Below are 14960 nucleotides of genomic sequence, written 5' to 3'. Positions count from 1 at the left end.
GGCAGATAATAAGGCCTTTTAAACCTAAAAATAGTTTTAGATTTCGAAAGGCTTAGACTAAAAATAGCAATTATATTTTGGTTTTCAATACTAAGGGTGTGGATTTTAACGGGGCTAGCGGTCTAATACTTAGAAAAGGAATTGGTGTAAAGGGCGAAAACTGTGTTATAAGCGCCTAAAATAAGGATTGTTGTTTATTGGGGTTCTCGTGGTTCAGTAGCCATTGTTTGCGGTACAGGCCACCGGCATAGCCCGTTAAACTTCCGTCGCTTCCAATAACTCTATGGCAGGGAATGATAATCCAAAGTGGATTTTTACCGTTGGCATTGGCTACAGCTCTAATGGCTTTAGGGTCGCCTAATTGTTTTGAAAGTTCTAGGTAAGACAGGGTTTTACCTGCGGGTATATTTTGAAGTAAGGCCCATACTTTTTTTTGAAAGACGGTTCCTTTAGGATTTAATTTAAGCTGAAAGGCTTTACGTTCGCCATTAAAATAAGCTTCTAATTGGGTTACACAATCTTGAAGCTCTAAAGGTATAATTGCTGAGGTTTGGACTTCTGAATTTAATACGCAGACTTCAGAGATTCCGTCGTTGTCCCCAACAATTTTGGTGATGCCTAAGGGCGAATTAATATAGCAAAAAGCCATTACAGGTCTTTCGGATCGGTATCTGTAGTCGGAATTTCTTCAAGAATACCTAATTTTTTCGCTCTAGATTCCCAGCTTTTTCGTGCTAAAGATTGTAAATCTGAAACGTTATCACTTTCGTCCATAATTTCAAGTCCAAGAAGGGTTTCAATAACATCTTCCATAGTAACAATACCACTTACTGAACCGTATTCGTCAACCACTAAAGCCATGTGGTTACGGCTTTCAACTAATTTTTCAAACAATTTAGGAATAGGGAGATTTCGTTCAATAACGATAATATTTCTCTTCAGTTCTGAAAGCTTTACAGAGCCATGATCTAAAGCCATTTCTTTAAAAACTTCATCTTTTAAGACCAAACCTTGAATGTTATCTGCATCTTCAGAAAAAATAGGAATTCGGCTAAACCTGAGGTTCATGTTTTCCTCGAAGAATTGTGCTACCGTCATGTTTTCATTTACGGTTTTCATTACTGTTCTTGGGGTCATCACATCCTTCGCAAAAACTTCCTTAAAGGTGAGCAGGTTTTTTATGATTTTACTTTCGTTTTCTTCAAAAACACCTTCTTCATGAGCGATTTCTGCCATTGCAGCAAAGCTTTCTCGGTTAAGTACACTTCCGTGACCTTTACCTCCAATAAGTTTTGTAGTGAGCTGTAAAAGCCATAAAATACCTGTATATTTTAAAGGGAAAATTAAGACGTTAAGCGCTTTCGCTGTAAAATTAGCTAATTGTTTCCAGTAGGTCGCACCAATGGTTTTCGGAATAATTTCTGAAGCCACTAAAATAAGAATGGTCATTACGGTAGAGACTAATCCGACCATAACATCTTCTGTAAGGTTAATACCTAGAATGCTTCTTTGCGTTGATCCGTAAAGTTCGGCATAAGCGACTTTTGCTTGTACCCCAACTAAAATAGCTCCAACAGTATGGGCAATCGTGTTTAGGGTAAGAATGGCAATTAACGGACGATCTACGTCTTGCTTTAAGTCTTCCAAAGTCACCGCATAGGCTTTGCCTTCTTTCTTTTTAATATTGATAAAAGTAGGCGTTAAGCTTAACAGCACAGCTTCTAAAACAGAGCATAGAAAGGAGAAAAAAACAGATATAATAGCGTAAAAAATGAGTAGGCCCATTAATAGATAAAAATTTTAGTTATGGCTAAGTTACAAAATGAATGTGGAATAGTCGCCTAATTTTTGCTTATCAGAAATAGCCTTCATGTTTCGCCGTCTTTCTAATTAGGATTTAAGAAATTAAAATAGGGGAAACTTAATGTGAAAAAAGGGCTAAGGCCTTTTACTTCTTAGGCGGAATACGGTTTTTGAAATTCAGAATCCAAAATGATACGATTTAGCGTGTTTTAATCCACTTTGATGTATTGCTTTTGTTCTTTGACATGGATAAATGTACCATTTTTATATTCAAATGCACCTTTATAAGCATAAACCGAATCAATCTGACAACAGTAGGAAAAATCTGTGGCATACTGGTACGTCAGTCTTTGAGATTTTGGGTGATAGGTTAGATCCGGTTTGTTAGTTATAAAATGTTCTTGAGACAAGACGAGTTTTCCGGTAGGGTTGTAAAGGCTGTCACTCTGAATGTCCCCATATTTCGGGTATTTATAATTGAAGCGTTGGTAGTTTATATCAGAACCTTCAAAGGCTATTAAGGTTGCTGATTTAGTGGTTTCAGAATAAACGGATGCCGGCCTACCAAAACTACTTTCTAGAACAAGATATTTCCCATCGGGCATCAGCGCTATAGTTTCCACATCTTTAAAGTGTAGGTTATAAAGTGGGGAGCCCTTAGCACGTACAATTTTTGAAATCCAATAAGGGTTGCAATACGCTCCGCAAGACGCGCCACGGCCACCAAAAATTTTAAATTTATGATCTGGAGAGGCATAGACCCGACCCACAGAAATGCCTTTAATGCCATCAGTGCTAGCCAATAACAATTGCTGAAGTTCTAGGTTTGAAAGCGCTGTATTTACAGTGTCTAAGACAGTAAAAGCATCTTTTCGCCAAAGCTGTAGCAACTCTAAAGAGTCTTGATAAGAGGGTTTTATATTAGAATGAATCGCTTTAAAAGGATAGTTTGTTAATAGATTTGTTTTATGGTTTTTACCATCCTTTTGACTAGAGTTTGGTGTAGGATTGAGGTTTTGAATTTCTGATTTAGGCTGTTTTTTACAGCTAAAACATAAACTTAAGATCAGGACAATTAGTAGTGTTTTTCTAATAGCGGTCATAACATTCTTAAGTTTCTAAAATTATACTAGTATTCGGAACGCCGTATTGGGAAATCCGTTCTAAAAAGGTAATTAGGGCTTTGTTGTCCTTGAAAAAACCTAAAATACACAAGCTGTCCTCACCGGTAATACGGTCGCAACGTTCTACTTCCTTAATGGGTTTAATTTGGTTATAGGCCGTTCTTATGGTGCTCGATTGGTGAATTTTTAAATTGATATACGCTTTAACGGTGACGCCTAATTTATCATGATTAAGGCGTAAAGAATAGCCTTCAATAATGCCATTTTTTTCTAGCTGTTTTACGCGTTTTCCAACCGCCGGAGCCGATAAATCTACCGCTTTTCCTAGTGTAGAAAATGCTTCGCGCGCATTGAAACGAAGCATTTCTATAATTTTCTGATCAATACTGTCCATTTTTGGTTTCGAAATTGTTTTGAGTCTTATTCAAACGATTCATAACCAAATATAATGAAAAAGTACGTATTGTAAACCGCTACTTCGTAGTGTATTGACTAGCCGTTTAGGATTTTAACCACATCTTTAGCGAAATAAGAAGTAATGATATCGGCACCAGCACGCTTAAAAGCCATCGTGGTTTCTAGCATTACCTGATCGTGATTTAACCAGCCTTTTTCTGCGGCTGCTTTTATCATGGCGTATTCGCCAGAGACTTGATACACGGCCACAGGCACATCGACTTCATTTTTAATGTCTCTTAAAATATCGAGGTAAGAAAGCCCTGGTTTAACCATCACAATATCCGCACCTTCTTCTATATCTATTAAAGTTTCCCTAACCGCTTCTATTCGGTTACCAAAATCCATTTGGTAGGTTTTTTTGTCTTTTGGGACATCAACTAAATCCACAGGTGCAGAATCAAGAGCATCACGAAAAGGACCATAAAATGAAGACGCATATTTTGCGGTATAAGCCATAATACCTGTGTTTTTAAAGCCTTCTTGTTCTAATAATTGACGCATTTGTAATGTTCTTCCATCGTTCATATCGCTAGGGGCTACGAAATCAGAACCCGCTTGAGCGTGTGTTAAAGCCATTTTTGCCAGTACTTCGGCCGATTCGTCATTAATAATCATCCCGTTTTGTACAATACCATCGTGGCCAACGGAAGAATATGGATCTAGAGCAACATCCGTCATCACTATCATATCCGGACAAGCATTTTTTACCGTTTTAATAGCGCGTTGCATCAGTCCATCTGGATTTAATGCTTCTGTTCCTTTATTATCTTTTAAACTATCCGGAACTTTTACAAAGAGTAACACCGCTTTTAAACCTAAGCTCCATAATTCTTTCACTTCATTTTCAAGTAAATCTAAACTGTACCTAAAATAGTTGGGCATAGACGGAATTTCATCTTTTACGCCCTTACCTTCAACCACAAAAAGTGGCACTAAAAAATCATTTGGTGTAATGTAGTTTTCTCTAACTAAACTTCTAATAGCCGCGTTAGTTCTTAGTCTTCTATTTCTTCGTAATGGAAACATGATTATGTGTTTTAGACTTGTTAGGCGTTGTGCTGAAGTCAATTCAGTATCTAAAACCTGACAGGTTTTTATGTATGAGGATTATGATTACTTTTATGAAAGACAAAGTTAACGATTTAAACCCATTTTTGAGTGCTCAAATCCCTAGATGATTTAGAATTTATTTTTCCTTGGCGTAGCTATCAGGCTGAACTTTTAAAGCATTTTAATAGCCATATTGCAGACAACCATTTTCATGTGATTGCGCCGCCTGGTTCAGGGAAAACCATTTTAGGATTAGAGATTGTTAGGAAACTAGGAAAGAAAACATTGGTGTTGGCACCCACATTGACCATCAGAAACCAATGGGAAAGCAGATTGCAGTCTTTTTTCACGAAAGATGCTAATTTTGAAGCTTTTTCTTTCGATTTAAAAGCACCGAGCGACATTACATTTTCTACCTATCAATCATTACATGCCTTTTATAAGACGTTTGAAGATAAAAACGATTACTACCAATTCTTTAAAACCCATCACATTGAAACCTTAGTTTTAGACGAAGCGCATCACTTAAAAAATGCCTGGTGGAAATGCTTAATGGATTTAAAACAGAATTCAGAATTTTACATTGTGGCGCTCACAGCTACACCACCTTATGATAGCAGTAGAGCAGAGGTGTCTAAATATTTTACACTTTGTGGCGAGGTAGATGATGAAATTGCGGTTCCGGATTTGGTGCGCGAAGGCGATTTAAGTCCGCATCAAGATTTTGTATACTTCTCAAAACCCGAAGATTTAGAGATTAATTTTATTGTTGATTTTAGACGCGATATTGCCGATTTTAAAGACGAAATAGTAAAGGATGAAACCTTCATTAATTTTTTAATGGAACATCGTTTTTATAAAAACCCGAATTGGCATTTAGACGAACTTTATGCGAATACCGAATATTTTTCAGCTATTCTTATCTTTTTATACGCTTGTGGTTTTGAAATTGACCATCACAAATTAGAAGTTTTAGGTTTTGAAAAACAAGAACTGATTCAGTTTCCTGAACTCGATTTGCATTGGTTGGGTATTTTATTTCAACATATCTTAGTTAGTGATAGAGAACAATTAATTGAGCAAGAAAAGTACATTTCAACTTTAGAAAAACAACTCAGACGACTTCATGTTTTTGAACGAAATTCAGTCGATTTTATTGGGGAACAACGATTATATAAATCTCTTTCAAACAGTCCGAGTAAATTAAAAAGCATCCTAAGTATTGTGAATGCCGAACGTAAGAGTTTAAAACGCGATTTACGATGTGTGATTCTTACAGATTATATTCGGAAGGAATTCTTAACGGTTAAATACACAGAAATAGAACATATTGATAAAATTGGTGTGCTTCCTATTTTTCAATACATAAGGCAGTATTGCGAAAAACCTGAAGATTTAGCAGTGCTTTCAGGAAGTATCGTTATCATCCATCAATCTATTTTAAGGCATTTTGAGGCGATTGAAACTCTAGATAATTTTTCGTTTTCGCCCTTACAAATCGACGAATCTTTTTTATTGGTAACTTCAAAAGGGAAATCCAAAACGTCCATAGTTAGCATTCTTACCCAACTTTTTGAAGCAGGTTATATTAGAGTTTTAGTCGGTACAAAATCGTTATTGGGTGAAGGTTGGGACGCACCATCCATTAATAGTTTAATTTTGGCCTCATTCATAGGCTCGTTTGTATCCTCTAATCAAATGCGAGGTCGCGCGATTCGGAAAGACGCCAATGCGCCAAAAAAAACCGGAAATATTTGGCATTTGGCCTGTGTGGACCCCACCGTTTTAGATGGTGGTAAAGAAGTGGATACTTTAAAACGACGTTTCGAAGCCTTTGTGGGTGTAACCAACAGTAGCATTCCGTTTATTTCAAATGGTTTTGAACGCTTAAATATTCCTGATGAGGTTCCTGTGGACTCTATTGCTATCTTAAATGAATCTACGCTAGAAGTGGCAACCAAAAGGATTTTAATTACTGAAAAATGGAATAATGCCATTGGAAAAGGCACTAAATTAACGAAGGAAGTTAAGATTCTACATCAAGGCAAACGCCCTTATAAACGCCAACAGCAAATCTATTATTTTGATGTACTTCGGTTTTTTGTGGTGGAATTGCTATTTACCATGATGCTCTTTTATGTTGAGTTTGTGGCTCAAAGTTTTCATTTCATCTTACAACGTGGCGTTTTATATTTTATATATGCGCTTTTAGCCGCATTTGTTGGTGTTTTTGGCTATAAACTTTACAAAGCGGTAAAATTATACCTGCGTCATGGTTACCTCTATAAAAAGATAGGAAAAATGGGATTAGCCATTTTAGATACTTTAGATGAATTGGGCTATATCACTTCTGGTAGACCTCAAATTAGCGTGAATGCTTATGCCTTAGGAAAAGGGGATGTGGTTTGTAATTTGGTGGGTGCCAATGCGCTTGAAAATTCCTTATTTGCGAAAGCCTTAAGTGAACTTATAGAACCTGTAGATTCACCGCGATATTTAATTATAAAAACCAGTTTTTTTAGAAAGCGTTTTGATGTTGAAAATTTTTATCCGGTACCGGAATTATTTGGTGATAAAAAAGACAATGCCTTAGTATTTCAAAGGCATTGGAAACATTATTTAGGGAAAAACAAATTGGTCTTTACACGAAGCGTTGAAGGTCGAAAACTACTTTTAAAAGCACGACTGTTTCATGTGTGCAATGCTTTTAAGGAAGTGACTAAGGAAGTTATGGTTTGGAAGTGATAGTTTTCAAACCTAGCAGGTCTAGTAAAAGTTTTTGTAATACATCTACCTTTATTACCTATTAATAAATCCAAATTGTAATTATTCAACAATCAAATTATAGTATGGTTGGATAATTTTAGACCTGCTAGGTTTGAGAAACCTGCTAGGTCCTGCTGCTTATCTACTTAATCCTAAGTAATACCATAGATTACCTTCCTTTACAAAAGCCGATTTTTCATGGATGACATCTATTTTTCCGTTTTCAAAGAAATAGGCGTTAAAAGTGACGGTGCCTTTATGGTCGTTTTGAGTTCCTTGTGTCGTTTCTAAAACGTCTAGCTTTACCCATTGCACCGATTTGGTCCATTTTACAATGGCTTTTTTTTCTTTAGTTGGTCGTGTGGATTGGTGATGAGTGGCCATCAAATAATCGCCATCGGCAAGGACAAAAGCGGAATATCTAGAACGCATAAGTTGTTCGGCCGTGTCTGTTTTTCCGTTGTTACGATGGAAAACTTCACAGCACTCTTGGTAGGTTTTAGTAGTTCCGCAGTAGCAATTCATGGTTGTTAGTTTATACTCAGAATTTAGACCTGCTAGGCTTTTCAAACCTGCAAGGTCTAGGTCTGAAGGTCTATTTAAATTATACCCAATCTACAGGGTTTTGTAATACTTTAATTAGTTTTTCTTCTTCGCTTCCTGCTTCTGGATGATGGTCGTACACCCATTGCACATGTGGTGGTAAGCTCATTAGAATACTTTCAATCCGTCCATTGGTTTTTAATCCGAATAAGGTGCCTTTGTCGTGTACGAGATTAAATTCAACATAACGACCTCTTCTTATTTCTTGCCAATCGCGTTGTGCTTTGCTGTAGTCTAAGGCTTTTCGTTTTTCAACAATCGGCACATAGGCTTCTAAGAAACTATCACCAACTTCAGTAACAAAGTCGTACCAATTTTGCATGCTCATTTCATCTGTAGCTTTACAGTAATCAAAGAATAAACCACCTAAACCACGACCTTCATTACGGTGTGCGTTGTAAAAATACTCATCGCAACGGGCTTTGTATTTGGCATAAAACTCAGGGCTATGCTTATCGCATGCCGTTTTACAGGTTTGATGGAAGTGTTTGGCATCGTCTTCAAATAAATAGTAAGGCGTTAGGTCTTGTCCGCCGCCGAACCACTGGTCTACAATATTGCTGTCTTTATCATACATTTCAAAATAACGCCAATTCGCATGAACGGTTGGCACCATTGGATTTGTTGGGTGTAGCACTAAACTTAGTCCGCAAGCAAAGAAATCGGCATCTTCTACACCAAAGTATTTTTGCATAGAGTCGGGTAATTTGCCGTGAACACCAGAGATATTGACACCACCTTTTTCAAAAACGTTACCGTTTTCTATAACGCGTGTTCGTCCGCCTCCACCTTCTGGGCGTTCCCAAATATCTTCTTGAAACTTGGCTTTACCGTCTACTGCTTCTAGTTTTGAGGTTATACTGTCTTGTAGCTGATGTATGTAGTTGAAGAATTTGTCCTTCATTGAAGACCTCGCGGGTTTTTCAAACCCAGCAGGTCTAGAATCATCGTATTCCATATGTAATGCGTTCGGTTTATTATTGTTATGTGTTATATTGAAGTTTTTCAAGTCGTCAAAAAGCCCAATACAATAAGATTTCTTCTCACTAATTAATGAAGTGTTTTCAGTACTGTATAATTTAAAAGAGGAAAACTCATAAGATTTAAAATCTTCAACAATATTATGATTTTCTGGATTTCTATGTATATATAAAATGAGTTGTTTTAAATAATTTTTATCTTTAACCTGTTTTCTTTTAAATGGTCTTTCAAATAAGGCCCCTGTTCTAGAGTTCTGCTTGTTGTAAGCTTTGGTATAGGCATTAAATAAATTAGAAAATGCTTGATTAACGTCTTTAGTGTCTGCTGTAACTTCTATAGCAAAATGAAAATGATTATTGAGTAGACAGTAAGCTAGGATATTAACTTTTGGAATGAGGTATTTCTCAACAAGCTTGAGAAAATAAAACATATTATTGGCGTCTTGAAACACAGTTTCACTATTGATTCCACGATTGTAAATATGATAATAATTGTCTTTTTTTAGTAATTCCATTTTATTACAGATTTAGTATTGTGTTGTGAGCGTGAACAAGACCTGCTAGGTTTTAAAAACCTGCTAGGTCAGGTCGGGTCAGGTTTGGTATGAGTGTACTCATTTGGTGGCTAAATATTAAGTGTAAAGTACTATTTTATTATTTGAACGTTTAATTTAGTAATTCTAGTTTATTACGGATTTAGTATTGTTTTGCAAGTTTGAAGAAGACCTGCTAGGTTTTTTAAACCTGCTAGGTCAGGTCAGGTCAGGTTTGAGTGTACTCATTTGGTGGCTAAATATTAAGTGTAAAGTACTATTTTATTATTTGAACGTTTAATTTAGTAATTCTAGTTTATTACGGATTTAGTCTTGTTTTGCAAGCGTGAAGAAGACCTGTTAGGTTTTTAAAACCTGCTAGGTCAGGTCTTAGGTCAGGTTTGGTTTGAGTGTACTCATTTGGTGGCTAAATATTAAGTGTAAAGTACTATTTTATTATTTGAACGTTTAATTTAGTAATTCTAGTTTATTACGGATTTAGTCTTGTTTTGCAAGCGTGAAGAAGACCTGTTAGGTTTTTAAAACCTGCTAGGTCAGGTCTTAGGTCTTAGAAGCTAATTCATACAACTCCATATCCAAAGGTTGCTCTCCAATTGGCGTAAACTCGTTAACCAAGGTTTTTATCCACTTAAAATTATTGTTTAGTGCTACTTTTACACTTGCTAAATTATCTTTATGTACTATGATTTGAAGTGTTTCTAAGCCTAAATCACTAATAGCGTATTGAGATAGCTGTTTAATCGCTTTAGAGGTTAAGCCTTGTCCTTCAAAGGTGTATTCAATACAATAGGCAAATTCGCCTTGCTTGGTTTCCCAATTGAGTTCTTTCAGGAAAATTAATCCGGCAAGAGCTCTGGTTTCAGAATGGTTTAATGTGAATAGAAACTCGTCCTTATGTTCAAAGGCCTTGACTTTAGATGCGACAAAAGCCTTAGATAAAGTCGGATTAAGGTTCTGTGCTAATGTTTTGGGAAAGTAGCGTTTTAATCGGTCTTCATTGGCCGTGACGAAATCACAGATTTTCCATGCCTCTCCATTATGTATTGGATTAATTTCGAAACCGTCAAATTGCATTTTTAAGTGTATTTGTGGTTGAGGTTTCGTTCTTTAAAAGGTTAACCGTGCTTATAGAAGCCGCAGTAACACTGAGTGGTAAAACTAAAATGACACCCACTACAGGGATTAATAAAAATAGCATAAATACAATACCGTTACCAATGGCAACGCCTTTATTTTTTCTAATAAACTGTATACTTTCTCGGTATTTAAAGTGGCGTTCTAAAGTGTAATCCATATTACCAAAACCCGCATAGTAGGCCTGTAATGAAAACAATAAAATGGTAGAAAATATATTGACAATAGGTATAAACTTAAGCAGTAATAATGGGATTGTGAATAAAAGTTCTTTTCCTAAGTTTCTAATATTTATACGGATACCGCGCCATAATTGGCCTTGAAACGTAGTGTTTCTATGGCTGTGGTTTTCTACTCCGGTGAGGTGGGCTTCAATTTTTTCTGAAACCGGACTCATAAATGGCGCAGAAAGGGCCATGATAATGTGTTTGTATAAAATTAAACCAATGGCTAAAACGGCAATGGCACCAATAACTGTTGCAATAGAAGTGAAGGTTTCTTTTCCCCAGTCCCAAAACCATATTTTTGCTATAAAGCCCCCAACATTATCTGAAAACCCATAGGCCGAAATTCCGATAAGGGCTGCGGTTATAATGCTTATTATAATGGGGATAAAAAAGAATTTCCAGAGTTTTAATTCTGAAATTAATGTGAAACTATTTGCGTAAGCTTTTAAGCCGATTAAGATGTTTTTAACCATAGTCTATGTTTTAAAGCCTAGCCTTGCGTTAGTGATTGAACGGTTTGTTTGAGCTCCTCGCAGAGAGCGAGCCGTGAAAGCGCGACCTACTTTTTTGTACTTATATGTTGCAATTTATAAGAAATTGTTACTCAAAAAAGTAGGTAACGCCCAAATAATTTATAAGGTGATTCCGGTTAATGGAAATGCTTATTCACTTATTATCTGGTTTTGGCTAAGCCGTTCATTGCTTTTAAAACGCTTATGACGGGCTTTGGTATTCTTTTACAGCATCTATAAATGCTTTAGCGTTTTCTAACGGAATGTTAGGTAGAATACCATGACCAAGATTAACGATATACTTATCTTTTCCGAAGTCGTTAATCATCTGAGTCACCATCTTTTTGATTTCTGCAGGTGGCGAAAATAAACGCGTAGGGTCAAAATTACCTTGAAGGGTGATGTTGCCTCCAGTTAAATAACGCGCGTTTCTTGCAGAGCAGGTCCAATCAACCCCTAAAGCAGAAGCGCCCGATTTTGCCATAGTATCTAAAGCAAACCAACAGCCTTTTCCAAAAGCGATTACTGGTGCGTCGTCTTTTAAAGCATCGATGATTTGTTGGATATATTGCCAAGAGAATTCTTGATAATCTACCGGCGATAACATGCCACCCCAAGAGTCAAAAACTTGCACTGCATTACAACCTGCTTTTACTTTTTCTTTTAAGTAAGCAATGGTCGTATCTGTAATTTTTTGCAATAAGCCATGTGCCGCAATAGGATTTGTAAAACAAAACTCTTTGGCTTTATCAAAGTTTTTAGAGCCTTGCCCTTGCACACAATAACATAAAATGGTCCATGGTGAACCCGCAAAACCAATTAATGGAATCTCATCGTTTAGTTTTTCTTTAGTGGCTTTTATAGCTTGATAAACATAGTCTAAAGCTTCTTTTACATCGGGAACAATAACATTATCGACGTCTTTTTGAGAACGAATAGGATTTGGTAAATACGGCCCAAAATTAGGTTTCATTTGAACCTCAATATTCATGGCTTGTGGAATGACTAAGATATCTGAAAACAAAATGGCAGCATCCATACCGTAACGACGAATTGGTTGTACGGTAATTTCACTCGCTAATTCTGGTGTCTGGCAACGTGTAAAGAAATCGTATTTGGCTTTGATTTCCATAAACTCAGGTAAATAACGTCCTGCTTGGCGCATCATCCATACGGGCGGACGCTCTACAGTTTCACCTTTTAATGCTCTTAAAAATAAATCGTTCTTAATCATATTATATATTTTTATATCTTAAATCGTATTCTTCTTGTCCTGCACAATAATTCTCTATGTCTTTGTTGTTTCCGTAAACAACTAAAGTGTCATGTTCTAAAACTACGGTTTCCGAATTTATACGACCTATACTTTCTTTTATTATTCGTTTTTTACCAATTAAATTATGCGTTTCTCGTTCTCGTATAATAGTAATTAGTGTGAGTTTGTATTTGTTTGTGGTATCGAGTTCTTTTAAAGATTTATTGAAAAAATCCTTTTTAGCTTTTACTTCAGAAATCGTGAAATTATTATCTAACTGATAGTTTTCTAATGTCGATTTAAAGTTAATTTGCTGTGTGAGTCGTCTTGCAGAATCTTGTTCAGGGTGAATGATACTGTTGACGCCCATAGCTTCTAAAACGGTATCGTGAATAGGTGATATGGCACGGCTAATAATTTTTACATCGCTCAATTTCTTAATAATCGCGGTGGTAATAATGGCTGCGCCTTCGTTTTCACCAATAGCCACCACAACTTTGTCGGCATCATTTAAAGGAACGGCATCGTAGGCCAACTCATTGGTAGAGTCCATGCAAATGGTATGGGACACTAAATCCTTTAATAAGTTAATTTTTTCCATGTCTCGATCTATAGCAATGACTTCGTTGCCTGTTTCTGTAAGACTTAGTGCCAATGCATTTCCAAAATTTCCGAGTCCAATAACGATTACTTTCATCTGTATAAAAATTATGCCTTGTAAAACGACCTTAGTTAATTAAAATATTCTCTTTAGGGTACTCGTAAAACTGATGGTTGATTTGTTTTAATAAACCAATCATTAAGTTGAGCATTCCTATACGGCCAATAAACATGATGATAATAATAACATATTTACTCGCTTCTGTGAGTGTTGGTGTAAAATTTAAACTTAATCCCACTGTGCTATAAGCCGAAAAACACTCAAAAACAACATTTAATATCGGGGTGTTTTTCGGTTCAAAAACTAATAAAGCCATGATTGCAATACCTATAACTATGAGTGAAATACTTAAAATAGCAAAGGCTCTAGAGGTTGATTGTGAGGAGATCCGTTTACCGAAAATCTCTATCCGTGTTTTTCCTCTAGCTATGGAAAAAATATTTAACGTTGCTAATGCAAAGGTACTTGTTTTTATACCACCACCGGTAGAGGCGGGTGAGGCTCCAATCCACATTAAAAAAATAACAAATAACAAGGACGGAACAGTCATTTGGCTATAGTCAATAACATTGAACCCTGCGGTTCTAGGGCTTACCGAATTAAAGGCCGCGTTAGTAAGCTTGCCTATAAGTGTGGTGTGCTCTAACATGGTGTTGTTGTATTCTGAAATAAAGAAAACTAGCCAACCGGCAAGCAATAAAATTATGGTGGTAACGATGACAATTTTGGTGTTCAGTGTGATGATACTTACACGTTTGTGAACACCTTCAGGATTCAACAATTCTAAGAGGAAAATTTTTATTTTCTTATAGTAGTTAAAAATAATATTATGCCCAAGTCCGCCAAAGATAATGAGGAGCATTATAATCCATTGAAAACTATAATTAAAACGAATGCTTTCTTCAAACAATCCGGAGGGTAATATTGAAAACCCAGCGTTACAAAAGGCAGAGATAGAGTGAAAAATAGAAAAGAAAATTTTATCCTTAATAATACTATTTTCTATTATGGTAGAATAAATAATGACGGCACCGATAAGCTCTAAGGAGATGGTGAAAATCACAACATTTAAGGCGGCACGAAACACATCTTTTAATCCATCTTGTGCGATAAAATCGCGGGTATTAAGGCCTTCTTTAAAAGAAGAACTTCCTCTAAAGAAAAAGGCAAAAAACGAGGTGAAGGTAAGAATACCCAATCCGCCTAATTGTATTAAAACAAGAATAATGGATTGCCCTATAATGGTAAAATCTTTACTAGTGTCCAAGACGGCTAAGCCGGTAACGCAAACCGAACTTGTAGCGGTAAATAAGGCGTTTGTAAAGCTTATGCCGTGGCTTGTGGCACTGGGAAGCATTAATAAAAATGCCCCTAAAATGGCCAGGATAAAAAAGCTTCCTACAAATACAATGGCAGGATTAAAATAGACCTCATAGATGTAGCGTACAAAAACTAGAAGCCGTAGGAGAAAGTAGAGAACGAGTCCGGATTCTAAAATCGGTTTTATTTTTTGAAATACAAAATGGTAATCGTTATGGAAGTGGGTAAGCCCCACAAAAGTAGAGGCTAGGAGTAGCAGCGAGAGGATAACAATGTTTACTAGGGCTACTCTTTGGTTTTTTTTGTACTTGTAAACCGAAAGCTTAACCGCATTAAAAACGATTAATAATACGGAGAGTACAATTAAGCCGAAGACATGCGGTGTTGTAAAGTTATCGGTATGGTCAAAACCTAAATCGAAGACAATAAAGAACAATACAATAATATCGAAAAACCGATAAATGTAGTTGAGCACGGATTGTCTTTCTAGCTTTGACATTTAAATCCCAATG

Annotated in this window: 13 protein-coding genes; 1 reads left to right on the top strand and 12 read right to left on the bottom strand. The window is 36.3% G+C overall.

Annotated features, from left to right (window positions below):
• Positions 1-175: 175 nt before the first annotated feature.
• The 5 genes from DFQ08_RS01465 to hemB form a co-directional block, all read right to left on the bottom strand.
• Positions 176-649, bottom strand: coding sequence for a methylated-DNA--[protein]-cysteine S-methyltransferase (locus DFQ08_RS01465; protein WP_114308019.1), 474 nt, complete (start codon positions 647-649; stop codon positions 176-178).
• Complete coding sequence (locus DFQ08_RS01460) at positions 649-1785, bottom strand: CNNM domain-containing protein (RefSeq protein WP_114308018.1); 1137 nt, start codon at positions 1783-1785, stop codon at positions 649-651. The genes DFQ08_RS01465 and DFQ08_RS01460 overlap by 1 nt, the downstream gene beginning before the upstream one ends.
• 227 nt (positions 1786-2012) lie before the next feature.
• Positions 2013-2906 carry a hypothetical protein gene (locus tag DFQ08_RS01455; protein ID WP_114308017.1) on the bottom strand — a complete coding sequence of 298 codons (894 nt, stop codon included), beginning with the start codon at positions 2904-2906 and terminating at the stop codon, positions 2013-2015.
• Positions 2907-2913: 7 nt separating this feature from the next.
• Positions 2914-3321, bottom strand: coding sequence for an Lrp/AsnC family transcriptional regulator (locus DFQ08_RS01450; RefSeq protein ID WP_114308016.1), 408 nt, complete (start codon positions 3319-3321; stop codon positions 2914-2916).
• 98 nt (positions 3322-3419) lie between these two features.
• Positions 3420-4412: a porphobilinogen synthase gene (gene hemB, locus DFQ08_RS01445; RefSeq protein ID WP_114308015.1), complete on the bottom strand. Its 993-nt coding sequence runs from the start codon at positions 4410-4412 to the stop codon at positions 3420-3422.
• A 132-nt stretch (positions 4413-4544) separates the two neighbouring features.
• Between hemB and DFQ08_RS01440 the strand changes: the two genes are divergently transcribed.
• Complete coding sequence (locus DFQ08_RS01440) at positions 4545-7181, top strand: DEAD/DEAH box helicase family protein (protein ID WP_114308014.1); 2637 nt, start codon at positions 4545-4547, stop codon at positions 7179-7181.
• Between the two features lie 159 nt (positions 7182-7340).
• Here DFQ08_RS01440 and DFQ08_RS01435 read toward each other — a convergent pair whose 3' ends face one another.
• The 7 genes from DFQ08_RS01435 to DFQ08_RS01405 form a co-directional block, all read right to left on the bottom strand.
• On the bottom strand, positions 7341-7727 hold the full coding sequence (locus DFQ08_RS01435; protein ID WP_114308646.1) for a YchJ family protein: 387 nt from the start codon (positions 7725-7727) through the stop codon (positions 7341-7343).
• Positions 7728-7806: 79 nt separating this feature from the next.
• Positions 7807-8709 carry an oxygen-dependent coproporphyrinogen oxidase gene (hemF, locus tag DFQ08_RS16250; protein WP_220235572.1) on the bottom strand — a complete coding sequence of 301 codons (903 nt, stop codon included), beginning with the start codon at positions 8707-8709 and terminating at the stop codon, positions 7807-7809.
• A 1170-nt stretch (positions 8710-9879) separates the two neighbouring features.
• Positions 9880-10413 carry a GNAT family N-acetyltransferase gene (locus DFQ08_RS01425; RefSeq protein WP_114308012.1) on the bottom strand — a complete coding sequence of 178 codons (534 nt, stop codon included), beginning with the start codon at positions 10411-10413 and terminating at the stop codon, positions 9880-9882.
• On the bottom strand, positions 10403-11173 hold the full coding sequence (locus DFQ08_RS01420) for an EI24 domain-containing protein (protein ID WP_114308011.1): 771 nt from the start codon (positions 11171-11173) through the stop codon (positions 10403-10405). Before DFQ08_RS01420 ends, DFQ08_RS01425 begins: the two co-directional genes overlap by 11 nt.
• A gap of 241 nt (positions 11174-11414) precedes the next feature.
• Entirely contained in the window at positions 11415-12446 is a 1032-nt protein-coding gene (gene hemE / locus DFQ08_RS01415; RefSeq protein WP_114308010.1) for a uroporphyrinogen decarboxylase, read from the bottom strand.
• 1 nt (position 12447) lies between these two features.
• Positions 12448-13164: a potassium channel family protein gene (locus DFQ08_RS01410; RefSeq protein WP_114308009.1), complete on the bottom strand. Its 717-nt coding sequence runs from the start codon at positions 13162-13164 to the stop codon at positions 12448-12450.
• Positions 13165-13195: 31 nt separating this feature from the next.
• Entirely contained in the window at positions 13196-14947 is a 1752-nt protein-coding gene (locus tag DFQ08_RS01405; protein ID WP_114308008.1) for a TrkH family potassium uptake protein, read from the bottom strand.
• Between the last annotated feature and the right edge of the window lie 13 nt (positions 14948-14960).

Source organism: Winogradskyella arenosi, from assembly GCF_003337305.1.
In the GTDB taxonomy this organism is placed as follows: domain Bacteria; phylum Bacteroidota; class Bacteroidia; order Flavobacteriales; family Flavobacteriaceae; genus Winogradskyella; species Winogradskyella arenosi.
The sequence above is the reverse complement of the archived record's forward strand: the minus strand, read 5'-3'. Positions and strand labels throughout refer to the sequence as shown.